Annotated in this window: 18 protein-coding genes; 5 read left to right on the plus strand and 13 right to left on the minus strand. The window is 52.9% G+C overall.

The window, feature by feature from the left end; all coding sequences use genetic code 11:
- Positions 1-11: 11 nt before the first annotated feature.
- Both JTE88_RS07260 and JTE88_RS07265 read left to right on the plus strand, forming a co-directional pair.
- The gene (locus JTE88_RS07260; protein WP_204423954.1) at positions 12-1,676 is read left to right on the plus strand and encodes a DUF885 domain-containing protein; all 1,665 of its coding nucleotides are present in this window, start codon (positions 12-14) and stop codon (positions 1,674-1,676) included.
- Positions 1,673-2,362, plus strand: a complete 690-nt coding sequence (locus JTE88_RS07265; RefSeq protein ID WP_239519508.1) for a Maf family protein — start codon at positions 1,673-1,675, stop codon at positions 2,360-2,362. The genes JTE88_RS07260 and JTE88_RS07265 overlap by 4 nt, the downstream gene beginning before the upstream one ends.
- Before the next feature lie 151 nt (positions 2,363-2,513).
- On the opposite strand, the gene JTE88_RS07270 is transcribed toward JTE88_RS07265, so the two are convergent.
- From JTE88_RS07270 to typA, 5 genes are all read right to left on the minus strand, one after another.
- Positions 2,514-3,845 carry a citrate synthase gene (locus tag JTE88_RS07270; protein ID WP_204423955.1) on the minus strand — a complete coding sequence of 444 codons (1,332 nt, stop codon included), beginning with the start codon at positions 3,843-3,845 and terminating at the stop codon, positions 2,514-2,516.
- Positions 3,846-4,007: 162 nt separating this feature from the next.
- Positions 4,008-4,331, minus strand: coding sequence for a ferredoxin (fdxA, locus tag JTE88_RS07275; RefSeq protein WP_204423957.1), 324 nt, complete (start codon positions 4,329-4,331; stop codon positions 4,008-4,010).
- 113 nt (positions 4,332-4,444) lie between these two features.
- Positions 4,445-6,133 carry a VanW family protein gene (locus JTE88_RS07280; protein WP_204423959.1) on the minus strand — a complete coding sequence of 563 codons (1,689 nt, stop codon included), beginning with the start codon at positions 6,131-6,133 and terminating at the stop codon, positions 4,445-4,447.
- 6 nt (positions 6,134-6,139) lie between these two features.
- On the minus strand, positions 6,140-6,532 hold the full coding sequence (locus tag JTE88_RS07285; RefSeq protein ID WP_204423961.1) for a hypothetical protein: 393 nt from the start codon (positions 6,530-6,532) through the stop codon (positions 6,140-6,142).
- Between the two features lie 7 nt (positions 6,533-6,539).
- Positions 6,540-8,465, minus strand: a complete 1,926-nt coding sequence (typA, locus tag JTE88_RS07290; RefSeq protein WP_204423963.1) for a translational GTPase TypA — start codon at positions 8,463-8,465, stop codon at positions 6,540-6,542.
- Positions 8,466-8,582: 117 nt separating this feature from the next.
- Here typA and JTE88_RS07295 point away from each other — a divergent pair, with 117 nt between their 5' ends.
- A complete protein-coding gene (locus JTE88_RS07295; protein WP_204423965.1) occupies positions 8,583-9,197 on the plus strand; it encodes a PH domain-containing protein in 615 nt (204 codons plus the stop codon).
- A 26-nt stretch (positions 9,198-9,223) separates the two neighbouring features.
- Here JTE88_RS07295 and JTE88_RS07300 read toward each other — a convergent pair whose 3' ends face one another.
- The 6 genes from JTE88_RS07300 to JTE88_RS07325 all read right to left on the minus strand — a co-directional run bounded on the left by JTE88_RS07300 (position 9,224) and on the right by JTE88_RS07325 (position 19,071).
- On the minus strand, positions 9,224-10,954 hold the full coding sequence (locus JTE88_RS07300; protein ID WP_204423967.1) for an ABC transporter ATP-binding protein: 1,731 nt from the start codon (positions 10,952-10,954) through the stop codon (positions 9,224-9,226).
- On the minus strand, positions 10,951-13,041 hold the full coding sequence (locus tag JTE88_RS07305; protein ID WP_204423969.1) for an ABC transporter ATP-binding protein: 2,091 nt from the start codon (positions 13,039-13,041) through the stop codon (positions 10,951-10,953). Before JTE88_RS07305 ends, JTE88_RS07300 begins: the two co-directional genes overlap by 4 nt.
- A 47-nt stretch (positions 13,042-13,088) precedes the next feature.
- Positions 13,089-14,780 carry an ABC transporter family substrate-binding protein gene (locus JTE88_RS07310; RefSeq protein ID WP_204423970.1) on the minus strand — a complete coding sequence of 564 codons (1,692 nt, stop codon included), beginning with the start codon at positions 14,778-14,780 and terminating at the stop codon, positions 13,089-13,091.
- A gap of 192 nt (positions 14,781-14,972) precedes the next feature.
- Positions 14,973-17,102, minus strand: coding sequence for an ABC transporter ATP-binding protein (locus JTE88_RS07315; RefSeq protein ID WP_204423972.1), 2,130 nt, complete (start codon positions 17,100-17,102; stop codon positions 14,973-14,975).
- A complete protein-coding gene (locus JTE88_RS07320) occupies positions 17,099-18,064 on the minus strand; it encodes an ABC transporter permease (RefSeq protein ID WP_204423974.1) in 966 nt (321 codons plus the stop codon). The genes JTE88_RS07315 and JTE88_RS07320 overlap by 4 nt, the downstream gene beginning before the upstream one ends.
- A complete protein-coding gene (locus JTE88_RS07325; RefSeq protein WP_204423975.1) occupies positions 18,064-19,071 on the minus strand; it encodes an ABC transporter permease in 1,008 nt (335 codons plus the stop codon). The genes JTE88_RS07320 and JTE88_RS07325 overlap by 1 nt, the downstream gene beginning before the upstream one ends.
- A gap of 257 nt (positions 19,072-19,328) precedes the next feature.
- Between JTE88_RS07325 and lipB the strand changes: the two genes are divergently transcribed.
- Entirely contained in the window at positions 19,329-20,120 is a 792-nt protein-coding gene (gene lipB / locus JTE88_RS07330; protein ID WP_204423977.1) for a lipoyl(octanoyl) transferase LipB, read from the plus strand.
- Positions 20,099-21,145, plus strand: a complete 1,047-nt coding sequence (locus JTE88_RS07335; protein ID WP_204423978.1) for a lipoyl synthase — start codon at positions 20,099-20,101, stop codon at positions 21,143-21,145. Before lipB ends, JTE88_RS07335 begins: the two co-directional genes overlap by 22 nt.
- 71 nt (positions 21,146-21,216) lie before the next feature.
- Here the strand turns inward: JTE88_RS07335 and JTE88_RS07340 are convergent, their stop codons facing one another.
- Positions 21,217-22,764 carry a class I adenylate-forming enzyme family protein gene (locus tag JTE88_RS07340; RefSeq protein ID WP_204423980.1) on the minus strand — a complete coding sequence of 516 codons (1,548 nt, stop codon included), beginning with the start codon at positions 22,762-22,764 and terminating at the stop codon, positions 21,217-21,219.
- A complete protein-coding gene (locus JTE88_RS07345; protein ID WP_204423982.1) occupies positions 22,761-24,053 on the minus strand; it encodes a M18 family aminopeptidase in 1,293 nt (430 codons plus the stop codon). The genes JTE88_RS07340 and JTE88_RS07345 overlap by 4 nt, the downstream gene beginning before the upstream one ends.
- Position 24,054: the final 1 nt, after the last annotated feature.

Genomic DNA, 24,054 nt, shown 5'->3' on the forward strand with positions numbered 1-24,054 from the left:
AACTTAATGTTATGACTCGACAATTATCACGCATTGACCAGTTAGCGAACGACTACGCCCAAAAAGTCCTTGACCACTCGCCTGAATCAGTAACCTCGTTAGGTTTACCCGGCGCCGATGAATCAACCTATTCGGACTACTCGCCTCGCGGTTTGGAACAGATAGCCGATATCCAACGCACCACGCTTCGCGAGCTTGAGACCCTCACCCCAGTTGACGACGTCGATCGGGTCACAGTAGCTGCGATGAACGAACGCCTCGGGCTCGAACTTGAACTTTTCGATGCCAAGGAGTTTGGCGACCTGAACAACATCACGACACCCTTGCAAGGGGTGGCAGAAATTTTCGATCTCATGCCTACCTCGACGCAAGAAGACTGGAAACTCATCGCAGCTCGGTTACGTGCAGTACCACAAGCACTTAAGGGCTGGCAGCAAACTCTTTCGTTGCGCGCCCAAAGCGGACCTGCGAACGCCACTCGCCAGATCGAGCTAGCTGTTGCCGAAGCCAAGGCTGTCGCCAGCGACTCCTCTGCACTAGCTGGCCTTGCACAACGCGGTGCAGCCGCCTATCCACAACTAGCTGAAGAACTCTCCGAAGCCTCAAAGCTGGCACGCGCAGCATACGGCGAACTCTCTGAGTTCATCGCAACCGAAATCGCTCCCTACGGCAGCGAGAAAGACGCCTTCGGCCGCGAACGCTATGAGCGTCGGATCCGCCAATATGTCGGCGCGAAGCTCGACCTCGATGAGACCTACGAGTGGGGTGTCGCCGAACTCGATCGGATCGTCACTGAACAAGCTCGAATTTCTGCGAAACTTTACGGTCCCGGCGTGAGTGTTACCGAAGCAATGGAGCGGCTCAACAACGATCCCACCCGCCAGTTACATGGTAAAGATGCCTTGCAACAATGGATGCAAGGCATCTCTGACCAGGCTCTTGACGATCTTGCAGGGACGCACTTTGACATTCCACGTCCGATGAAAAAGATCGAGTGCATGCTTGCACCCTCAGGCACTGGCGCTATTTATTACACGGGGCCATCTGACGATTTCTCCCGTCCTGGTCGGATGTGGTGGTCTGTTCCAGATGGCACCGAAACTTTCACCACGTGGCAAGAAAAGACCACCGTCTACCACGAGGGCGTTCCAGGTCACCACCTTCAAATCGGTTACACTACCTACCTGCGCGAACAACTCAACACTTGGCGCCGTAATTTCTGTTGGGTCTCGGGGCATGGCGAAGGCTGGGCACTGTATGCTGAGGGATTGATGCGCGAGCTAGGCTACATGGATGAGCCTGGTGACTATATGGGTGTTCTCGACGCCGAGCGGCTACGTGCCTCACGTGTTGTCCTCGATATCGGCGTTCATCTGGAAAAGCCAGCTCCGGTGCAATACCAGCACATTAATCCCGTATGGAACCGTGACGTTGCCTGGCAGTTCTTACAAGATAACGTCGCCATGGAGCGCTCGTTTTTACAGTTTGAGCTCAACCGCTACCTCGGCTGGGCAGGTCAGGCTCCGTCATACAAGATCGGCCATCGCATGTGGAAAAACCTACGTGCTGAAGCTGAACAGCGGCAAGGTTCTAAGTTCAGTCTCAAAGACTGGCACACCCAAGCTCTCTCGCTCGGTTCTGTGGGACTCGACGTGTTGCGTGAGGCGTTGGCGTGAAAAAACTGCTTTTAGGTTCTGCTTCACCAGCACGTAAACAGACACTCATCAACGCAGGTATCCATCCGCAGGTGATGATCGCCGATCTCGACGAAGAAGGCCTGCTTGAGCAATTTCGCAGAGCTCATCCGTCGTTAGCCAGAGGTGAACTTGCGCGCACCCAAGTTCAGCTTCTCGCTACACGCAAAGCTGAGACGATTTACGCATCCCTCCTCGACAGTCACTCGCCCGATAGTGTGCAACCGAACATCGGTACACAACCGTCATGTGACGTGATTGTTGGTTGTGATTCGATGCTAGAAATGAATGGCATCATTGTGGGCAAACCACATACCTCGGAGATTGCCCGGGAACGCTTGCGCGCTATGAGCGGTAACGCGGGATACCTACATACCGGACACTGCGTGATCGATACCGCCACTGGGAAGCTCGCGCAGGGCGTATCAACGGCTGTTGTGTATATTGCTCATCTGAGTGATGCGGATATTGACGCCTATATTCGCACCGGCGAACCACTTCATGTTGCTGGATCATTCACAGTTGACGGTTTTGGCGGCCCGTTCGTCGAAAGTATTGAAGGTGACTATCACGGCATTGTGGGCATCTCGTTGCCGCTGTTGCGTTCACTCCTTACCGAGCTAGGTCATTCAATCACAGAATTTTGGGCCATCGGAGATCTGTCATGACTCATCGGTAGCAACCGATCTGCCGAAGCTGACGGCCGTGAAAACTGACTGTGGGGCTCACAACGACGAAAGTCATTGCGAGCCCCACGTGCTCGTTTTCAGCCTGACAAGCCTCAACTACAGCAAGCGAAGTCTCAGCCGTTAACGCCTATCACACCCGGTAGTCGATTGGTTCGTGGAATCCCGAGTAGCTCTCCGAACGCTCCGCCATCGGCACCCAGTCACGCGCTTGGGCGCCGATATAAACCTGCCGTGGCCGGCCGATGCGCTGAGTTGGATCGTCTACTAACTCATGGTATTGCGCAATCCATCCGGGCAGGCGGCCTAGGGCAAACAGCGGGGTGAACATTTTTGTTGGGAACCCCATCGCCTTGTAAATAAGTCCCGTGTAAAAATCAACATTCGGATAGAGGTTACGTTCCACAAAATAGTCATCTTCCAAGGCGATTTGTTCAAGCTCGCGAGCCATATCGAATAATTCTTCATCACCGTACAAGGCGCCAAGAATATCGTCTGCGAGTTCCTTAACAATCGTGGCGCGCGGATCATAATTCTTGTAGACCCGGTGTCCGAACCCCATGAGTTTAACGTTATTCTTCTTGTCTTTAACCTGGGTGACGAAGTCCTTAATCGGAGTCCCACTTTCCCGCAGATGGTCAAGCATAGACAAAACCGCTTCGTTGGCACCGCCATGCAATGGGCCCGAGAGCGCACCCACCCCGGCTGCAATCGATGCATAAATATTAGCGTGGGCTGAACCGACCAGTCGGACGGTCGACGTCGAACAATTCTGTTCGTGGTCTGCGTGGAGGATGAAGAGTTTATCAAGCGCATTAACAATAGTTGGATCCACGTCGTGGTTTTGGTAGGGCAACGCAAACGTCATGCGAATGAAATCTTCAGTGTACGACTTCGACGAATCTGGATAAAGCAACGGCAAACCCGTCGATCGCTTCGAAATGTAGGCAATCATCGTTGGTAACTTTGCCAACAACAGTACCGAAGCGAGGTTGCGTTGTTCTTTGTCTTGCGGATCTAGCGTGTCTTGGTAGTAAGTACCCAATCCTGCTACGCCAGCTTGCAGGATTGACATCGGGTGACCTGAGGACGGGAAGGCAGTGAAGAACGACCGAAAATCTTCATGCAACAAGGTATGCCGTTTGATACCACGAGTGAACTTCGACAGCGACTCGACATCCGGTAGCTGTCCGTAGATCAGCAAGTAGGCAACTTCAAGGAAGGAACAATGAGCAGCTAATTGCTCGATAGGGTAACCGCGATACCGGAGAATTCCGGCGTCACCGTCGATATAGGTGATCTCCGAAGCACACGAAGCGGTGTTAGTGAACCCTGGATCTAGCGTTACTGTTCCTGTTGTCGAAAGGAGGGAATTGATTTTGAATCCGTCATTTCCTGACACTGCGCGGACGCGTTCCAGTTCGAGCTCCTGGCCATCCACGTTGAGGTGCGCGTTGTTGGGCATAATGCGTCTCCTTAGCTTTCCTTACCGCTCAACATCGAAACGGTGCGATATAAGACACATTACAACACTTCACAAAAAATGTTTTGATATTGAGATAAAAGCAAAAGTAAATCCCTAGGCCAAGATTAGCTAACTGCAACCTTCACCTAGGGACGTCGGCGATTAATCGTTGATACCCTGCGGTAAATTGGCGATAATCGGATGGTCTTTTGCTACCGGACCAAGCTTCGTAGCTCCACCCGGCGAGCCGAGGTCATCAAAGAACTCAACATTTGCCCGGTAATATTCACTCCACTCTGCCGGTACATCGTCTTCATAATAGATGGCTTCAGTAGGGCACACTGGTTCGCAAGCGCCACAATCCACGCACTCATCCGGGTGAATATACAGTGAACGTTCGCCTTCATAGATGCAATCGACTGGACATTCATCAACGCATGCCCGATCTTTAACATCAACACATGGCAATGCGATTACGTAAGTCATGAGTTCCTCTTTCTATTCGTTACGCTGGTTCAATTATCTGCCCTTATCCGTCGTTTTGCCACCGGGCGCTAACTTGGGTGAGGTGATCTAGTTAATTCTTAAGTACCAATCATTCATTGGCATCGCACCTGCGGAAGGGCATCATAGTGGACCGTATGTTGAGAGTCTTCTACAACCTCGCCATTAAGCGTCACCGTACGTCCGACATCAACGGAGAAGCCATCTTTGGAATATGTCGACGGCTCACAGTCTGCAGCTGGATTGATTTCGGTTTGCGCTTTAACAATTCCATACGGTTGACCTTGATGGACCTGAACATCAAAATACTTCGTCGACCACAGGCGAGTTGTCACATTCGAACCATGAACAAACGATTCAACAACCACACCGTATGGCGTGGTGTTCTTCCACTTCACAAAGATCTGATCGTACCAGATCGTCGATTCTAGGCCTCGTGGGTAGCGATCATAGTAAACCGAGTGCGGCGTGTGAGCCACATCTTCAAGCCCAGCACGATACCCCACATTGAATATGTTTGTGGCAAGTTGCGACAATCCACCACCTAACGCAGTAGACGGGAAACCATCAACAAGCACACCGGAGGATACAAATCCTCGTGATTCCTCTAACGGACCAAGCGCAGTTTGCAAGTCGAAGGTCTCCCCTGGCCTAACCAACGTGTTAGTGACATATTTCGAACCTACAATAAGATTCGTGGTTCGTACCGGGTCTGAAGTTAACGGCGTTGTTATTTCCGAAACAACTTCGGTGACACCCAAACCTTGTGCATCAGCGGTAGAAAGTTCGGGCTTGACCACGTCGATCGGCACAGTGATTGTGCGATTACTGGTGTTAACTACATTTACTAAACGGGTAGTAAATTCTTCAATGTTTATCCCCTCACCGTCTTGCGAATCAACGATATGCACCGCAGAGTTCTCGATAGATATCGTTGCGTCTTTCGCCGGGAGAAGAAGGCCAGGCTTTGCTGCGTCAACTAGTCCCATCAGTTTGTCATTATCGACACCGACGGAGAACGTAGCAGCATCGTGACCGATCACTAGTATCTGCGCTACCTGACCGCCAGAGAGTTCAATAAGTTCTTCTTTGAGCTCTAGTGATAACGGTTGGGAGATCAGTGGCTCAATCATTGCGTCAACAAAATCTTGGGCAGCCTCAGTGGTTATTTCAGGTTTGTGAACTGTCGCTGGCAGTGTCAAAACCTCGCTTCCGGAGAACCATTCCTGCGTCACGGTATCAATTGCAGAATCGATATCTAGAATGATACCGTCGTGCGATTCCGTAACAGTTGCCTGCCCTTGTTCGAGAGATATTTCGGCGTTAACCGGCTCTAGGACAGTTTGCTCGGCGATCGCCGTCAGTGAATTCGTTAAATTCTCTTGATTAGCAGTGACAACCGCTGAGCCGTTCTCACCACCAAAAATATCGCGCCACAAGCGTATCGGGTTCAAGGAGAATCCAGTATATCTCTCGAGTGTGGCATCATAGTCGATGGCTAGTTCTACACCGGCAGGATCAAACGTAACCGGTTCTGCCTCAGTTTGGGCTAACTGAACTGGGCGGGATTGGGCGAGTAGCGGTTCAAGTTCACTTGCGAGCGCTTCGCGCGCTTGTTCTTGGGTGAGCCCAGAAACGTCAACACCCGAGACTTTGGTGTTGTTCGGAATATAACCAGAAAATGAATACGCCATGCCGAGATAGAGCAAGACGACGAGTACTGCGAAACCTGCACCGATTTTCTTTAGCGAGATATTCGGTAGGTTAAGTGCGTTAATGGGCACGATACTTTACTCCTCGTTCCGCGTTTCATTCACAACCGTAGCACCACTTCCACCTGCCCGATCGGTGCGTCCGAAGAATCTATCTATCAGTACTGGCAACCATAACGCAACAGAGCAAAGCAACAACCACACATCATCGGCCCACGCGTAATCAGTGTAGAGGGCGATATTTGCTGGCGGGAAGTACAAAAGCCAAACCGTCGCTACACAACCTACGAGCGCGTAGCAGACCCAGCCAAGCATGCCAGCCAAGCGCACAGTTAACCACGCTCCCGAAGCAACAATTCCGGTTGCTAGAGCCAAACCGATCCACGGCTGGTCTAGTGGCCCAGAATAGGCCACTAGCGACATCACTGCCGATAACGCACCGAGAACAATTCCAGCGAGAACACGGATCATGAGCTCGTTACTTTCCGTTCGCACGCTTCCGGCGAGCAGCTTCGCGGAGGCGTTCGGTGGTGCTCAAGATGACCTTGCGCACGCGGACGACTTCTGGCGTTACTTCGATGCATTCGTCGTCGGCAGCAAATTCGATACACTCTTCGAGTGTGAGCTTGCGGCGGGCTTGCAATGTTTCGAAGGCATCTGCGGTTGCCGAACGCATATTCGTCATTTCTTTAGCTTTGACGACGTTGACTTCCATGTCTTCGTTACGTGCGTTTTCACCGACAATCTGACCTTCGTAGGTTTCTTCACCTGGGTCGACGAAGAACGTGCCGCGATCCTCAAGACGTTGTAGTGAGAACGCAGTTACTTGGCCAGCACGATCGGAGACGAGCGAACCGGTGTTACGCGATTCGATTTCGCCGGCCCATGGGCCGTAGCCTTCAGAAATTGAGGCGGCGATACCGGTACCGCGAGTTTGGGTAAGGAATTGGGTACGGAAGCCGATCATACCGCGCGATGGGAGGACGAACTCCATCCGCACCCAACCACTGCCGTGGTTGGACATGGTTTCCATCTGTCCCTTACGGGCGGCCATCAGCTGAGTGACAGCACCAAGATGTTCTTCTGGAACGTCGATTGTTGCGCGCTCCCACGGCTCGTGCACGACACCGTCGATCACACGCTTCACAACTTGTGGCTTGCCCACCGTAAGCTCGAAGCCTTCCCGGCGCATCGTTTCAACGAGGATCGCGAGCGCGAGTTCACCACGGTCTTGTACTTCCCACGCATCTGGACGGTCGGTTGGCAAAACTCGGATCGAGACGTTGCCAACGAGTTCTTGGGTGAGACGATCGCGAACCTGGCGGGCGGTTAGCTTGTGCCCCTTGACCTTGCCAGCTAGTGGCGAGGTGTTGATTCCGATGGTCATCGAGATTGCTGGGTCATCAATATGGATACGTGGCTTGGGTCGTGGATCTTCAAGATCGACCAGCGTTTCACCAATCATAATGTTTGGCATACCGGCCACCGCAACGATATCACCTGGGCCAGCAACTGTAGCTGGGACACGTTCGAGACCTTGGGTGCGCAAAAGTTCGGTAATGTGGACCCGTTCGATATCCGAATCTGGGCCGTTAGCTAATCCAACCCACGCACCCTTTTTCAGTTCACCGGAGTAGACACGCACAAGCGCCAAACGTCCAAGGAACGGGGAAGCGTCAAGGTTGGTTACCTGAGCAACGAGCGGCGCATCAGCCTCATACGTTGGGGCTGGAATGTATTCCAAAATTGCACGGAAAAGTGGCTCCAAGTTCTCGTTAGCTGGCAGTTCGCCGTCGGCCGGTTGGACCGTATCGGCGCGTCCAGCTTTAGCAGCTGCGTAGATAACCGGAATATCCATCAACCGTTCGAGGTCAAGATCAGCTTCGTCAATATCACCTGCGAGGTTCAACAGCAGATCTTGGGCTTCTTCAACGACTTCGGAAATCCGTGCGTCAGGACGATCTACTTTATTGATGACGGTGATAACCGGCATATTAGCTTCCAGCGCTTTACGCAAAACAAAGCGCGTCTGTGGCAACGGACCTTCGGAAGCGTCAACTAACAAAACCACCCCGTCAACCATGGACAATCCACGTTCGACTTCGCCAGAGAAATCGGCGTGGCCTGGGGTGTCGATGACGTTAATCGTGACGCCTTCTGGCGCTCCGAAATCAGCAGCTGACGGTCCGTGGTAGGTAATAGCGGTATTCTTCGCGAGAATGGTAATGCCTTTTTCGCGTTCCAAGTCCCCCGAATCCATAACACGTTCGCCAGTTTTTTCCACTGTTGCGCGCGCATCAAACGCGCCGCCTTGCCAGAGCATGCCGTCCACCAGAGTGGTCTTGCCGTGATCGACGTGTGCAACGATGGCAACGTTTCGTAGATCGGCGCGTGTTTGAGTCATATATTTCCCTTAATAAAGATTTTCTGATAGATAGTGCAAGTTTACGCTGTCATGTGAGCAGACTTCGCATACAGTCTAAGAAATGCGAGCCAACGAACAACCTGCGACAATGACATTATGGATGTAATCATACGTGGTGAAGGCAGCCGGCTGTGGGCTTATCTTTTGTGGTTTTTGGCAGCCATTATTCTGACTGCTTCAACGATTAATGGAGGCATAGCAGAACTCCTCTTTGCTTTGCCGTTATGCCTCCTTATCGGGTTTATTGCCTGGATAGGTTGGTGGAATCCAAGATTAGTTGTCACCGCTGACGGCATCCGTGTCGTTAATGTCTTCCGCGAACATCTCATCCCGTGGGCAGATTTCTCTGAAGCGCAAAATCGTTGGGGACTTTATCTGTTGACTCGCTCGCACAAAACGTTTGCGGTGTGGGCGTTGCCGAGCCGGGTTGGCTTATTGCAAAATTCCTGGCGCGACCGCAAGAAGGCCGCGCCAGACGACATCGATTGGAAGGCCGATACGGTATGCCAATACGCCCTGCCACTGACCTTCACCGCTGATTCGCTCAATATTCGCAACCATGCAATCCGCTCCGATGCCGCTTTACGACGCCGACTTGCCCCGCACCTTGCTGGTTGGGAAGAGACCAGTACTACTCATTTTATTCCGGTACATATCATCGGTTCGCTTGCATTGTTTGCACTGACTGTTGCCATGTTTATCTGGCGCTAAGCTACCGCACACCTCAGCTACCACGCTTAGTCCTGCTGCCAGGTCTCCCACAGCGAAGCGTACTCGCCACCTAACGCAACGAGTTCTTCGTGACTGCCAAGTTCAGCAATCTTACCGTCGATCATGACGCAGACTCGATCTGCATCGTAGGCAGTGTAGAGCCGGTGTGCGATTGAGATAACGGTGCGCCCTTCGAGCACGCGCGCGAGCGCGAGTTCGGCTGAACGCGCAGCCGTGGGATCGAGCAAGGACGTAGCTTCATCAAGAATCACGATATCGGGGTCGAGGAGCACGATGCGCGCTAACGCGAGCTGTTGCGCTTGATCCGGAGCTAGTTCGAGTCCACCGGAACCAACTTTGGTTTCCAGTCCCTCCGGTAGCTCTTTGACCCATTGTGCGTCGACGATGTCGAGCGCATCCCATAGCCGCACATCTTGTGCTTCAGGGGCAGCGAACCGCAGATTTTGGGCAAGCGTCCCCACAAATATATGGTTTTCTTGGGTTACGAGGGCGACGTATGAGTGAACGCGCTTTTCTTCAATTTCGCTCACCTCTACCCCGCCGATACGAATTCGGCCAGCCGAAGGCGGGTTAATACCGGCAATCAGGCGACCAAGGGTAGATTTTCCTGCTCCCGACGGGCCGACGATCGCGAGCCGTTCACCTGGTACCACATCGAGATCGACGTCGTGCAACACCTCGACACCGTCACGATACGAGAATGACACATCGCGAATTTCGATGGCCTCACCAATGGGGAGGTCTTCGCCGGTGATCCGGTCGGATTCAACTTGGCTGACGCCGAAAATACGTGCGAGGGACACCGAGGCGAACTGTATTTCGTCAATCCACCAGGATAGTTCGTCGACTGGGCCGCGCAACTGCTGCGCGTAGAGGGCCACCGAAATAACTGCACCAACGGTGACGATGCCTTGCCCGATAAGCCACGACCCCCATACGACGGCGATGATGACCGGCGAGAACAACGCCACCACCATGCCGAAGGAGAAGAAAGCGCGCATGAGCGCTGCATATCGTTCATTTGTCCATTTCTCTTCTAGCAACACCGTAGTACGCGCCGTCCGATAGGCGCCCATGTGGAGGGCATCTACGGTAGCGGAATGTTCCACCGTTTCGGTCACATCACCCGACATTTCCGCGTTGAGTGCGGAAGATGCCAAGTATGCCGCAATCGTACGACGTAGATATTTACGCACAATAAAGAACACTGGTACGAAGGACAACGCCACGACGAACCCCACTCGCCAATCGATCACGAGCGCCGCAACCACAGTAACGAGGATCTGCAATACGAGCAATGTGATTCGTGAGATACCAACACGCACGATGTACTCGATGCGATCGACGTCGGACGTGGTTCGTCCCAGCAGGTCGCCAGTACCGGCGGCTTCCACCGTCGAAATCGGCAGATGGGTCACCGTGTCAACGAGGTCAATACGTAACCGGTGGAAGAACCGCTGACCGAGTGCGCGTGAAAGATACTCACCGAAACCAGCCAGCACCGACTGGATGGCCACTGCACACACCAGCACAATAATGTTAAACCGGATGGCACGTGCTGGGTCTGGTTCGTTGATTGCATCGAAAGATCGACCTATGATCCACGGCGTCACAACGCTCGCGAGCGCAACGCAGAGCTGGATGACCAGCACGATCGTGATGTCGCGTTTGAAATACCGACCTAGCTGGGCAAGCTGGCGAAAAATCGTAGCGTTATTCGCTATTGGTAACTTCATACCTGATGCTCCTGAGTTTCTTCTTGCCCGCGGTGAACGATGGCGTGGACGTATGGATCGGCGGCCACGTGTTCGTAGGTTCCGCGCATACGCTCCGAACCGTCGGGGTTGAGGACGATCACCTCGTCAGATTGATGTAAAACAATTGGCGATACTGACACGATCACCGTCGTTCTCCCGGCGCGCTGGGTGCGCAGCGCGGATGCGATACGCATTTCAGTGTGCGAATCGACCGCAGATGTGGGTTCGACGGCGATCAAGATCGGTGCTTGGGTCACCAGCGCGCGTGCGAGCGCGATGCGTTGGCGTTGTCCGCCGGAAAGTGAGCGCCCTCGTTCAGCCACGTAATCGTCGAGTCCGTCTGTGAGGCCAAGAACGATATCGTGTGCGTCGGCCACGCTCAACGCGGCGTCTAAAACATCTTCGGTTGGCATGTCCGGGTGTAGCATGTGCTCGCGGTGGGCGGTTCCCGAACCGTCGCCGGTGTCATGCATCTGGTCGGCAACTGACCGTACTTGTGGTAGTTCAGCACGCGAACCGGCAAGGTTTGACCGCAGTCGGCCTTGGAAGAGTTGCGCGGTTGCACCGGAGAACACGACTGCTTGACGCACCTGTGCCAACGCAATGTCGGATAAGTGCACACTGTGATGCCCGGATTCGTCTTCCCATTGGACGAGCACCGGATACTGGTCATCTGTACGCGCCAACCGTTGCGCCAGTTTGGCGGAGATTTCAGGCTGTGCGCTGACGATGACCGTGAGCTTGCCGGCCGCAATGGTAATGTTAGCGGTTTGGTCAGTGAGCGATGCGCTCTCCCATCGTGGCTCGCAGACAGTGGGGTCAACATCGTTATCGCTGGTTAGTGGCGTGGAATCCATGATTCGTGAGGTTCGCCGGGCACCAACGCGGGCATCGGTAAATATTTGTAAGAACTGGGTTGCGGAGGATACGGGGACCGAGAGGTAGACGGTGTAGCCGAAGAAGGCGACGAGTTCGCCGTAGGTCAGTTGTCCCGCATAAACCTCCCACAAACCCAGTGAAATAACGACGACGGTGAAAATGGCTGGTACCGCCGTAGTCAATCCACCGAGAATCGCTTGGATAAATGCGGTACGGATGCCGGTATCCATCACGTGCTCAGATTGGGCACGGTAGCGCACGTTGTAGGTATCTTCTCCGCCAACACCACGTAGCACGCGTAGCCCGACGACGGCGTCGGAGGCTAACGTGGTGAGTTTTCCGCGTTCTTCACGGTTGGCGCTCAAGCGTTGATGGAGTGGCTTAATCAGGAGTGACATTGCCAAGATCGCAATAGGCAGGCCGATCACGACAATCAGGCCAAGTTCTAGATTGGTACGCAACATCATCACCGCGATGACGAAGAACGAAGCTGCTGAGGCTGCGATAGCGGGCACTCCGTAAAGGAAATTACCAATTTTTTCGGTATCGGAGGTAACAGATGCAACGATTTCGCCAGCGGGAATTTGTTCTCGACCACCACCACGTATCGTTGAAATGTGGCGAATAATAGTACGGCGCCAGCCGAAATCGCCACGCATCCATGAGGCGACAAGAACAAGTTCACTAAAGGAGCCAATTGCACGAACAAGGATTACGGAGGTGAGAATCAGGCCGCCAGGAATGAGGGCTGAGGTCATTCCGCGTTCGAGTCCAGAATCGAGAAATATTCCCAACGCCCACGGGATCAGTGCAGATCCGACGAACATCAATAGTGACATGACGAAAGCACACAACAATAATCCTCGGTTGACTTTCACCGTCGACCATAGCAGTGATCGGTGGTTAGCGACGGGGGTTGCGCTAAATTCGAGGAATTCTGGCCAGTTGCGCGGTTGTGGCCCGAGTTCGAACTTTCGTGACGTAACCGAGGAATGCCGTGTCTTTTGGATTTTTTTGAACGTCGAGGACGTCATTGTATGAGTATTACGGAAGAACTGGGCAACCATGGTGAACTTTCGTTGTGGGGTAGCCAAAAAGACGTTAAGGCTACGTAGTGTTGTGAGCAAAACCGAAACTGACACAACGAGACCGGCCGATACATATCGGTCCGGTCTCGTTGGACGCATCGAGAAACTAGCTGAACAATTCCTTGTTCGCTATTTTCAGGTTGAGCTTACTTGGTGTAACCAATGTGCTCTGGCAGGAAGGTCTCGAATGCGGTTGCACCGTAGTTAGCGAGGTCTCCTGGAATTGCACGCAAAGTTGCACGGTAGTACAGCGGGATAGTCATAACGTTATCCCAGATGATTTCGTCAACTTCATTGGTAAGCTTGACACGCTTGTCATTGTCGGTCTCAGAGGCGATCTTCTCGATGTATTCAGCGATCTTTGGATCGTCAACCTTAGAGAAGTTTGAGGAGGAACCTGGACCGTAGATTTGTCCAACGTTTGCCATTGGGTATGGCGTTCCGCGCCAGCCGAAGGAGATTGCTTCAAACTCGCCAGATTCGAGAACGTTAGAGAACTCTTTTGGCGGGGTGTCAACGAAGACAACGTTGATGCCAATTGCCTTCATGTGCTCCTTGAGCAAAGCAGCAGCGGATTCGGAAGCTGGGATGCCGGTCAGGCGGGTGAAGTTGAAGGAGAGTGGCTTACCGTCCTTCTCGAAGAACTTGGTGGACTCGTTCATGGTGTAGCCCAGATCTTCAAGATCCTTCATTGCGCCTTCTGGATCAAACTTAACTGCGTGATCTTCGTAGCCGGCCTGGCCTGGCATGAAGAAGTGGTTACCAAGCGAAAGATCTAGACCTTCGACCGGCAAGCCAGCCATATCGGTGGCGAGGAAGTCAGCGGAGTCAATACCCTTTTGAATTGCCTGACGCACCTTCACATCTGAAAGAGATTCAGCGTTTGAATTTAGCGTGATATGACGCCAGCTAGTTGATGCGGACTGCTTGACTTCAGCGTTCTGACGTCCCTTAACGAGTTCGTATGTAGGAGCGTCAAGGATCTGGTCAACGATGTCAAGCTCGTTGTTAGCAAATGCTTGTGCCTGAGCCTTGGTATCGAGAACCGAGAAGGTTACAGCGTCAAGCTTGGCGGTATCGCCCCACCACTTTTCGTTACGTTCAAGAGTGATGCGCTTTGCGCCATTATCGATGCTCTTGAACTTAAATGGACCGGAAACGAACTGGTTGAGAACATTAACGTCATCAGTCCATCCATCGTTAAACATTGCTGGATCAGAGAAACCAGCAGCGGGGTATGCGGTGCCGAGCACTGAAGACCAGTCCGGGTATTCGCGATCAAATTTTGCAATGACCTGGAATTCATCCCGGCCTTGTTCGATCGAGATAATACGGTTCCAACCATCGGTGGAAGCACAATCGAAGCCAGTATCTTCTGACTTACATGCATTCCAGCCCGCCTGGTAATCGGCAACGGTGATTGGCGTTTCGCTGTACCACTTCGCCTCAGGGTTGAGATTAAGGGTGACGGTCATCTTCGCATCGCCATCAGCCTTAGTATCAACATCATAAGACTCGAGGAAGTTCTTGTTTGGTTCCCACGTAGCATCGTCAGCGTAGATAAAGTTACTACCTAGGGCGTAGCTCCAAATATCTGAGTTTTCAACTGTATTACCGTTGACGTGAAGTGGGTTGTAATTGCTTGGCATCGACGCGATAGCCAGACGCAGGTCGCCGCCATCCTTCAAATCGGCTGGATCAACCTTATTGTAATCTGAGGCAGGCAATGATGCGGACTTGCCATCAGAGCCGGATTCGGATGAAGCCGGGCCAGAACATGCGCTGAGTACGAGCGCTGAGGCTGCGACTAACGCAAAGCCTGCTTTCTTGATTCCCATAGTGGTCCTCCTTTAGGACGTGTCTCCGACGATTTCTTCCGGAGCGTTATACCCACCATATGCTACTTTGCAGTAAAAGGTAAATTTATTTACTTAATTTTTAAGGAAATGTGGAATAAAATACATTCGGGCAGATAGTTTACTATCTGCCCGAATGTATTTTATTCATAGTTTAAAGGAACAATTACTTTCCTAGAAAAGCTTGAGAGCTCGCGGATAATAGCAAGCTGCCTTGTGATCGTCCCCAAGAATTTGGAAGTCCGGATGCTGAGCTTCGCACTTGGCCTGCTCCCCGTCAGAAAGTGTCTTATATAGCGGACACCTTGTCACAAAACGGCACCCCTTAGGCGGGTTAGCCGGGGAAGGCAAATCACCTTCGAGAATGATTCGATCGCGGCTCTTCTCCTTGCGCGGATCTGGAATCGGGATCGCCGAGAGTAAAGCTTGAGTATATGGATGCTGCGGATGCTCAAACACAGCTTCCACATCACCAACCTCAACAATCTTACCCAGATACATCACGGCAACGCGATCAGCGATGTGCCGAATGACTGACAGATCGTGAGCTACAAACAAGTACGAGAGAGACATCTTTGATCGTAGTTCATCCAGAAGGTTGATCACACCGGCCTGAATGGAAACGTCGAGTGCCGAAACTGGCTCGTCAAGAATCAATAGCTTCGGTTCTAGTGCAAGCGCACGAGCAATTCCAATACGCTGACGTTGGCCACCAGAGAAGTTGCGTGGATAGCGATTGACGTGCGCTGGTTCCAGGCCAACCATCGTCAGAAGTTCTTCGACACGCGCAGGGATATCTTCCTTCTTCCACCCGCCGTAGCGCAATGGTTCAGCAATGATATCGAAAACCGGGAAACGGGGATCAAGTGACGCCATGGGATCCTGGAACACAACCTGCAGATCCTCACGGATGCGTTTCCGATCTGCACGCTTGAGCTTTGCAGTATCTTCACCCATCACCACGATCTTGCCGTTTTGTGGTTTAACAAGATCAAGAACCTGCATCAAGGTAGTTGTTTTACCGGAACCCGATTCTCCAACAAGACCGAGCGTCTCACCGGCGCGGATATCCAAATCGATTCCATCGACAGCATGGACAGTGCCCACCTGGCGGCGGAACACCGACCCCTTCATCAACGGGAAGTAGCGCGTCATACCTTCGATACGCAAAACTTCTTCGCGATCTTCGCGCGAACCTTCAAACGGTGGCGGAACAGCGGCTGGAAGTGGATAGATATCGGTGTACTTACGGGATTCGTCGCGGATTTCATCTGCGCGCTTACATGCGACACGATGACGTGAACCATCGGAACTATGAACATCGGCTAAATTCGGTTCGCCATCCAAACATGCTGGCTGCGCAACTGGGCAACGCGCCGCGAACGGACAGCCCGTTGGCTCAAACAGCATCGATGGCGGATTACCTTCGACTGCAGCTAATTGGTATTCCTTGCGAGAATCCAAACGGGGCAACGAACCGAGCAAACCTATCGTGTATGGCATTGCCGAGTGGTAGAAAATCTCATCAACAGATCCAGATTCAACAACGCGTCCGGCATACATCACTGCAACCTTGTCGGCGATACCAGCGACCACACCCAGATCGTGGGTAATCATGATGACTGCAGCGCCGAGCTCATTTTGCGCTTTGCGTAAAACGTCAAGGATCTGCGCTTGGATAGTGACGTCGAGAGCCGTGGTTGGTTCGTCAGCGATAATCAGTTCCGGCTTGTTTGCGATTGCCATTGCGATCATCGCACGCTGACGCATACCGCCGGAGAATTCATGCGGGAAGGCTTTGATTCGGATTTCCGGATTAGGAATACCGACCATCGTCAACAGTTCAATCGCTCGTTCATGGCAGTCATTATCCGACAACGATGAATCGTGAACTTTAAGCGCTTCCGCAATCTGATCGCCAATCGTGTAGACCGGGGTCAGCGCCGAAAGCGGATCTTGGAAAACCATGGCGACAGTCTTACCGCGCACCTGCGACATGTAGGCATCGGAGCGACCGAGGACTTCAGTGCCGTGGAGTTTAACTGAACCTTCCACCTGAGCAGACTGGTCAAGGAGACCCATAATGGCCATCGACGTTACCGACTTACCAGAACCCGACTCGCCCACGATACCAAGAACTTCACCGGAGTTGACCGAGAAATTAACGCCACGCACTGCATGGACTGAACCATCTTCAGATGGGAAACGTACGTGCAGATCGGTAACGTCAACAATCGGAGTTCCTGGTTGCGCCTGAGGAAAATCCTCAGACTCAAATGTTACAGTTTCATTTTTCTTGCTCATGCGTCTCCTCCAGACTTAGAGGTTGGATCAATAGCATCACGCAGACCGTCGCCAATGAAATTCACTGAAACCAGCATGAATACGAGTACGAGTGCTGGTGGCACAAAGAGCCAGGAGTGAGTCAGTGCAGAAGACTGACCTTGACCGATGAGGCCACCGAGAGAAATCTGTGGATCCTTAATACCAAGACCAAAGTATGACAACGTTGTTTCGGCAAGAACCGCACCTGCAATCCCGAGTGTGAAGTCGATAATCAACAACGAGGAAATGTTAGGAATGATGTGCCGAATGATGACAACGAACGGCGGAACCGACATGTACTGAGCCGCATGGACGTAATCCAGGTTCTTGACCGACATAGTTAACGAACGTACAACACGGGCAGTGAGCATCCAGCCGAAGAGCGCCAAAAGGAAGATCAATACTGGCACTGATCCGCTTTGACCGCCTAGACGCTGGTTAATAACTGCGATCAGCAAGAATGATGGAATAACGAGCATCAGATCGATAATCCACGAGCCTGCCTTGTCAATCCATTTACCGAAGTATGCAATCGACGAACCAAAGAGAGCTGCCCACCCGGTTTGCAAGAAGGCTACGGAGAAACCGATCATCAGCGAAGTACGCAAACCTTGAACAGTAAGCGCAAACAAGTCGCGACCACGGTTATCCGTACCAAACCAGTGATTGGTGCTTGGCGCTTGGAGCGCTGCTGTTCGATCACGTGTGAGGTAGTCCCACGGGCCGATATATGAGCCAAAAAGTGCAAAGGAAATCACGGCAATGAGCATGAAGACGCCGAGGACTGCTGTTTTGTTCCGTAGGAAACGACGGCGAATAAGTTGGCCACGGGTGAAGCGATGTGCGCTTTCTAAGCGTTGGACAGCATCTTTATTGAGCTGAGCTTGGACCTCATCGACTTCGGCCTGGGTGACCATTGGGGAATGTGGAGTTGTAGTCATCAGCCTACCCTCACTCGTGGATCAACAATTGAGATTGCAACATCAGAAAGGAAAGCACCGGTGAGAGTACAGGTACCGGCGAACGCAACAACAGCTGCAGTTCCGTTGATATCAGAACCGGTAATGGTACCTACGGAGTAGATACCCATTCCGTTCCAACCGTATACCTGCTCGGTGATAGCGGCACCCAAGATCAGGGTTGCGATACCAAAGGCAAAGTAGGTTGCAATTGGAATAAGAGCGGTACGTAGTGCGTGCTTGCGAACAGCAGTTCCAAAACGGACACCCTTGGCGCGCGCAGTGCGCACATAATCTGCACCGAGAGTATCAAGCATCAAGTTTCGCTGAATACGCGAGTATGTAGCCACTGATGTCAAAGCCATACTAATCGTTGGCAGTAGCAAGTGCTGTGCGCGATCGAATAGCTGCGGGAAGAAACCGTCAGGCGGAATCGCAGATGTTGGACCAACGAAGTTGAAAATCTGGTAGCCAGCCGACTGGTTTGCCCATGTCGCGCCGATTTGTAAGAACACGGCAATAACCATGGCTGGAGTGGAAATGATAATCATCGATGCGAGTGAGATGACTCGGTCACGCTTGGAGTACTGATGAACAGCAGCCCAAGCTCCGAGGGAAACACCACCGATAATACCGATGAAGAAGCCAAGGAAAACAAGTTGTAGAGAAATCGGAACACGATTGGCAATTTCCATGTTGACGCTATCTCCCTTAGGAGAGTAGCCCCAATCCCAGTGGCTAATCATGCCAACCCAGTTCACAAAACGATCCAAGATAGGATCGGTTGGGTTGATGTTCCAGCCGGTTAGGCGTGCATCAACTGTGCGAACAACCTCTTCGTAAGGAATGTTCTTGCCTGAAGTGATTTCAGCTTCGATGAGCATCGACCGTGGATCAAGCTGAGTCCCAGCAATGAAATAGGCAAGAGTAACCGCTACTGCTAGCAAGAGCAGATAATTGAGCAGTCGCCGTAGAATGAACTTTAACATGCGAGGCTTTCTGTCCGGCGGTGTTCTCCGCCTCGCGGGGACGATAAAACACCGATTTTCTTATTCTCTTAACAGTGGAGTGTATACCGAAAGAATACTTCGACTCACATTCTACAGCGTGAATGTGGCTGATATTCCATTCGGAGAGTTGTTGTGATTACATCACCACACCGTAAAGGACCTTGATTCTTTGCTTACTATTTGTGTTTCGTCACTACAATTAGCATACGACTAACGTCCCGGTCTAGGCTTAAGACGTGCAGATCATCAATCTCTTACATCGCGGTCCACTGCCATACATGGCGGTGGACGCTTTACAGCGGTATCTCCATGAAAAAGTTGCTTCACTACAGGCGCCAGATAGCCTCATTTTATGGGAGTCACAGGATGCCTACACAGCAGGACGACGGACTCAGCAGCAAGACATTCCGGACGACGAAGTTCCGGTCATCTCCATGGACCGAGGAGGCTCTGTCACCTATCACGGACCAGGGCAACTCGTGATCTATCCCATTGTGAAAGTTCACCCACCAAAAGATGTTGTCGCTTTTGTCCGCAGTACAGAACAGGCATTAATTCACGCAGTAGACACTTTGGGCATTTCAGCGAAAGCCGTCGAAGGTCGTTCCGGGGTCTGGATCAGCGCCCGTGATATGCCAACCAGTGTGGAATCAAAGCTCTGCGCAATTGGCATCAAGTTCGCGGCCGACACCACGATGCACGGCATGGCCTTTAACGTCACCACTGACCTTGACCGCTTTATGCGGGTTATCCCCTGCGGAATCACCGATGCCGGAGTCACCTCACTCGCGCAACTCGGCGTCCATGCCTCGTTGAAAGACACTGCTCATCACCTTGTCCCTTATTTATGTCAGACATATCAGCAATTCCTTGAACGTCCCAGCGCGCAGATCACTGACCATCCGAACCCCGATCAGCTCTTAGACGAAGCTCTCACGCATCACCCCATTGTCCCCCACCGGACCGGCGTAGCATGGAAAACTAACAGAGAACCAAAGGAGGCGTCGTGGCCGTCGCAGACCGCGTAAACCCAGAACACCGCAAGTTGTTGCGCGTTGAAGAACGCAATCGCGAAACCCCTATCGAGAAAAAGCCTGAATGGATTAAAACAACGGCAACAGTGGGCGAACAGTACACTGATATGCGCAACTTGATGGAAGGGGCCAGCCTCCACACCGTGTGCGCCGAGGCAAACTGCCCAAACATCTATGAATGTTGGGAAGATCGCGAGGCCTCGTTCTTAATCGGTGGCGATATTTGTACTCGACGCTGCGATTTTTGCTTTATTAAGACTGGCCGCCCAACCAGCTATGACCGTGACGAACCACGTCGTGTCGCTGAATCTGTGGTGAGTATGAAGCTTAATTACGTCACTGTCACCGGTGTTACCCGAGACGATCTCGACGACGGCGCTTCGTGGCTTTACGCCGAAACGTGCCGGGAGATTCACCGCCAGTCCCCTACGACCGGCGTCGAACTCTTGATTGACGATATGCGAGGCGGGAAAGACTCCTTGCAACAGGTCTTCGATTCGCGTCCAGAAGTACTCGCACATAATCTCGAAACCGTACCGCGTATCTTCAAGAAGATCCGACCGGCGTTCCGTTACGATCGCTCCTTGGAGCTAATTGCGTCAGCATCCGATAACGGGCTCATCACCAAATCCAATCTTATTTTGGGTATGGGGGAAACCATGGACGAGGTTATTGAAACGATGCAAGATCTCAAGGACGCCAAGTGTGATCTGTTGACGATTACCCAATACTTGCGCCCGTCTCCACTCCACCACCCGATTGATCGCTGGTTGAAGCCCAAGGAATTTGTTGAGCTGTCAAAGATCGGATACGAAATGGGATTCGCTGGCATTATGGCTGGTCCACTGGTGCGTTCCTCGTACCGTTCGGGTTCGCTATGGGCCCGCGCAATGGCACACAAGGGCTGGGAAATCCCCGAAAACCTCAAAGCTATCGGAGCTTCTGCCGAGCACGGCTTAGGCGTTGGTGGCGGACATGCACGCCAAGAAGCCGCCAGCCTCGTTGCCCGCGGTTTCTGAACCACCTAACAGGTTCTCATCCAACTAGCAGTGGCTATATCGTGGACCCTGCCAGCAAACCTCTCGTCGGCTCAGTCAAAGAAAGCTTTCACCTGACTCATATCAACTTTGCCGTTAGCGTTCGTTGGCAAACTCGCCACCACGCTGAGATGGCGCGGCGCTTTGAATCGCGCAATATGCTGGGCAACAAATTCTCGAACCTCAGCAAGCTGTGGTACATCGGCGCCAGCATCCAACACGAGTGCCGCAGCGACCGCTTCGCCCCACACCGGATCTGGGATTCCCACCACGCACGCATCGCTGACACCGGGCATCTGAATAAGCACATTCGAGACTTCTTCTGGAATAACCTTCTCGCCACCAGTGTTGATCTGGTAGCGCACCCGACCCACAATCCATACGAAGCCATGCTCATCGCGGCGCGCCAAATCGCCAGTATAAAGCCAGCCATCTTTGAACGCTTCGGCGCTATAGCCAACGTCATGCCAATACTCACCGACCACATTCGGTCCGCTAATAACCAGCTCACCAAACTGCGCATCGTTGCCCGCATTATCGACGATTCGCGCCTGCACGTGCGCGAACGGTAACCCGATAGAGCCACGTGCTTGGTCCAGCAAATCTTGCGAAAGCATAAATCCTGAAGCTGCCGCCTCCGTCATCCCCCACACGTTCAGCGGGCGCAATCCCCGTTCTTCCATCTTTGCCAATAACGCAGGTGGGCACACAGCTCCACCAATAAGTGGCAGTCGGAAGTTACTGAGATCGAACTCAGAAAATCGCGGATGGGCCAGCAAAGCAGCATAAATCGTGGGAACCGCAAACATCATCGCCACACGATGACGCTCCAACTCACGTAACACACGCTCCGGATAAAACTCTCGAACAATCACGATAGTTCCGCCGTGGCTAAATAAATCGAGCGTTGTGCCATTAAACCCACCGATGTGGGTTAACGGGACGGTGACGAGTTCAACGTCGTGATGAGAGTATTCGAACCCTTCCCGAAAATTCTGCGAACCCCACCACAGTTGCTTGTAGGTCAGCCGTACTGCTTTGGGACGTCCAGTGGACCCAGAGGTGAACAGCAGCGCACCACCGTCGTCAGGCTTGACGTCCGCGCTCACTAGCTCACCACTCAAATCGCCGAGCAACCCGGCATAACTGTCACGTAACCGTTCCCAGTTCGTCGCCTCAGCCGAGTCCAGCGGAGCATGTTCATCATCGTCAATCACGAAAACGTCCGCAGGGAGCTCGCCAGCATAGCTCCGCGCGGTTTCCGGGTCCGCGATGACGACGGCGGGGCCAACAAAATCAAGTAACTCAGCAAGTTCAGGCCCAGCGAAACGATACGAGACGGGCGTGAAAATCGCGCCGATTCGCGCACAGGCCACATGTAGCAACACATGGTAGGGGCTGTTGCGGGCAACCAACACCACCCGATCATTAACCCCTACCCCGCGTTGGGCCAACAGCTTGGCCAACGCCACCGTCACATCGGCAGCCTGGCGTACGCCAATCGTTACCTCTCCATAGTGGATCGAGGCACGATGCGGGTGGGCTAACGCTGCTAAATCAAGGGATTGCGCCGGATTGTATTGCGGTTGTGGCAACCTCATGCACCTATCCAGTAGGCGTGCAGGATCTTCGCCATTGCCAGCAAATCTGCCGGGTTGGTGATTTCCCGGATCGAATGCATTGAAAGCATAGCCACGCCCACATCAACCGTGGTCATGCCGAAGCGGGTGGCCGTCAGCGGGCCGATTGTTGTACCGCACGGCACGTCGTTATTGGAAACGAACTCTTGAGTGGAGACACCGGCTTCGTGAGCGGCCCGCAACCAGGTTGCCGAGCCGATAGCGTCGGTCGCGTAGCGTTGTTGTGCATTGAGTTTAAGCAGTGGGCCACCACCGAGAATAGGGTGATGAGCTGGGTCGTGCTTGTCCATCTTGTTCGGGTTGATGGCGTGGCCGGCGTCGGCCGAGATACACGAAGATTGCGCAATAAACCGCCAGTATCCTTCGTCGCCAGCAAACTCGGTTGCGTCGACGATTCGGCGTAAGGTGCTTTCGAGAATTGGACCGGAAGCGCCGGTTGGCGTACCTGAACCCACTTCTTCGTGATCGAAGGCGACGAAGATGAGGACGTCGTCGTGTTCGACATCGGTTTGTGCGGTTGCGAGGAAAGCCTCCAGGGAGGCGAATACCGAAGTGAGATTATCTTGGCGACCAGCGCAGAAGAAGTCGTCGCCTGCCGCGCCGCCATAGATGCGGTATGGGGTGACATCGTAGGCAAACAAGTCTGTGCCGGCCACCTGCTCGGCGTCAATTCCGGCACTGGCACAAATGTAGTCCATGACTGATGCTTCGTCGCATGACCAGATTGGGTGGTAGTCCTGCTGGCGGGAAAGTCTTAGATCGTCGTTTTGCCCGCGATCCAGATGTGGTGCAAGTTGTGGAATGGTCATGACGGCGTCGGTCTTAACAAGGTGACGTTCACCTTCGGTGGTGACGATTTGGCCAGCAATGCCAAGATCGCGGTTCAGCCACGAGTTCAGGAGTGGACCACCATAAACTTCGACGTTGACTTGAGAGTATCCGGTAACCGTGGAGGTAGCTACTGGCTTGAGTTTGAACGACGGCGAATCGGTGTGTGATCCGATAATGCGCGCACCAGTGTTTTCGGTGAATGTCTGCGGCATCTGCCACGCAATCACTGCACCGCCAACCACCATGACACCGTGACGCTGGCCCGACCACGCTTCGGTTTGCTCGCTACGTACAAAACCAGCGTCGGTTAAGATGCGGGCAACGTTTTCTGCCGCATGGTAGGAGGTCGGTGATTGGGAGATGAATTCGCCGAACGCTTCGGCATAGGAACGAGGACTAAAAGAATCGAGGTAAGTCATA

The organism is Arcanobacterium phocisimile, assembly GCF_016904675.1.
Taxonomy (GTDB): domain Bacteria; phylum Actinomycetota; class Actinomycetes; order Actinomycetales; family Actinomycetaceae; genus Arcanobacterium; species Arcanobacterium phocisimile.

What these genes read in the sequence shown, in the direction of transcription:
- JTE88_RS07310 (WP_204423970.1), bottom strand. Translation starts at nt 14,780, where the DNA reads ATGGGAATCAAGAAAGCAGGCTTTGCGTTAGTCGCAGCCTCAGCGCTC.
- JTE88_RS07270 (WP_204423955.1), bottom strand. Translation starts at nt 3,845, where the DNA reads ATGCCCAACAACGCGCACCTCAACGTGGATGGCCAGGAGCTCGAACTG.
- JTE88_RS07260 (WP_204423954.1), top strand. Translation starts at nt 12, where the DNA reads ATGACTCGACAATTATCACGCATTGACCAGTTAGCGAACGACTACGCC.
- JTE88_RS07315 (WP_204423972.1), bottom strand. Translation starts at nt 17,102, where the DNA reads ATGAGCAAGAAAAATGAAACTGTAACATTTGAGTCTGAGGATTTTCCT.
- JTE88_RS07345 (WP_204423982.1), bottom strand. Translation starts at nt 24,053, where the DNA reads ATGACTTACCTCGATTCTTTTAGTCCTCGTTCCTATGCCGAAGCGTTC.
- fdxA (WP_204423957.1), bottom strand. Translation starts at nt 4,331, where the DNA reads ATGACTTACGTAATCGCATTGCCATGTGTTGATGTTAAAGATCGGGCA.
- JTE88_RS07340 (WP_204423980.1), bottom strand. Translation starts at nt 22,764, where the DNA reads ATGAGGTTGCCACAACCGCAATACAATCCGGCGCAATCCCTTGATTTA.
- JTE88_RS07320 (WP_204423974.1), bottom strand. Translation starts at nt 18,064, where the DNA reads ATGACTACAACTCCACATTCCCCAATGGTCACCCAGGCCGAAGTCGAT.
- JTE88_RS07305 (WP_204423969.1), bottom strand. Translation starts at nt 13,041, where the DNA reads ATGCGTCCAACGAGACCGGACCGATATGTATCGGCCGGTCTCGTTGTG.
- typA (WP_204423963.1), bottom strand. Translation starts at nt 8,465, where the DNA reads ATGACTCAAACACGCGCCGATCTACGAAACGTTGCCATCGTTGCACAC.
- JTE88_RS07285 (WP_204423961.1), bottom strand. Translation starts at nt 6,532, where the DNA reads ATGATCCGTGTTCTCGCTGGAATTGTTCTCGGTGCGTTATCGGCAGTG.
- JTE88_RS07325 (WP_204423975.1), bottom strand. Translation starts at nt 19,071, where the DNA reads ATGTTAAAGTTCATTCTACGGCGACTGCTCAATTATCTGCTCTTGCTA.
- JTE88_RS07300 (WP_204423967.1), bottom strand. Translation starts at nt 10,954, where the DNA reads ATGAAGTTACCAATAGCGAATAACGCTACGATTTTTCGCCAGCTTGCC.
- JTE88_RS07295 (WP_204423965.1), top strand. Translation starts at nt 8,583, where the DNA reads ATGGATGTAATCATACGTGGTGAAGGCAGCCGGCTGTGGGCTTATCTT.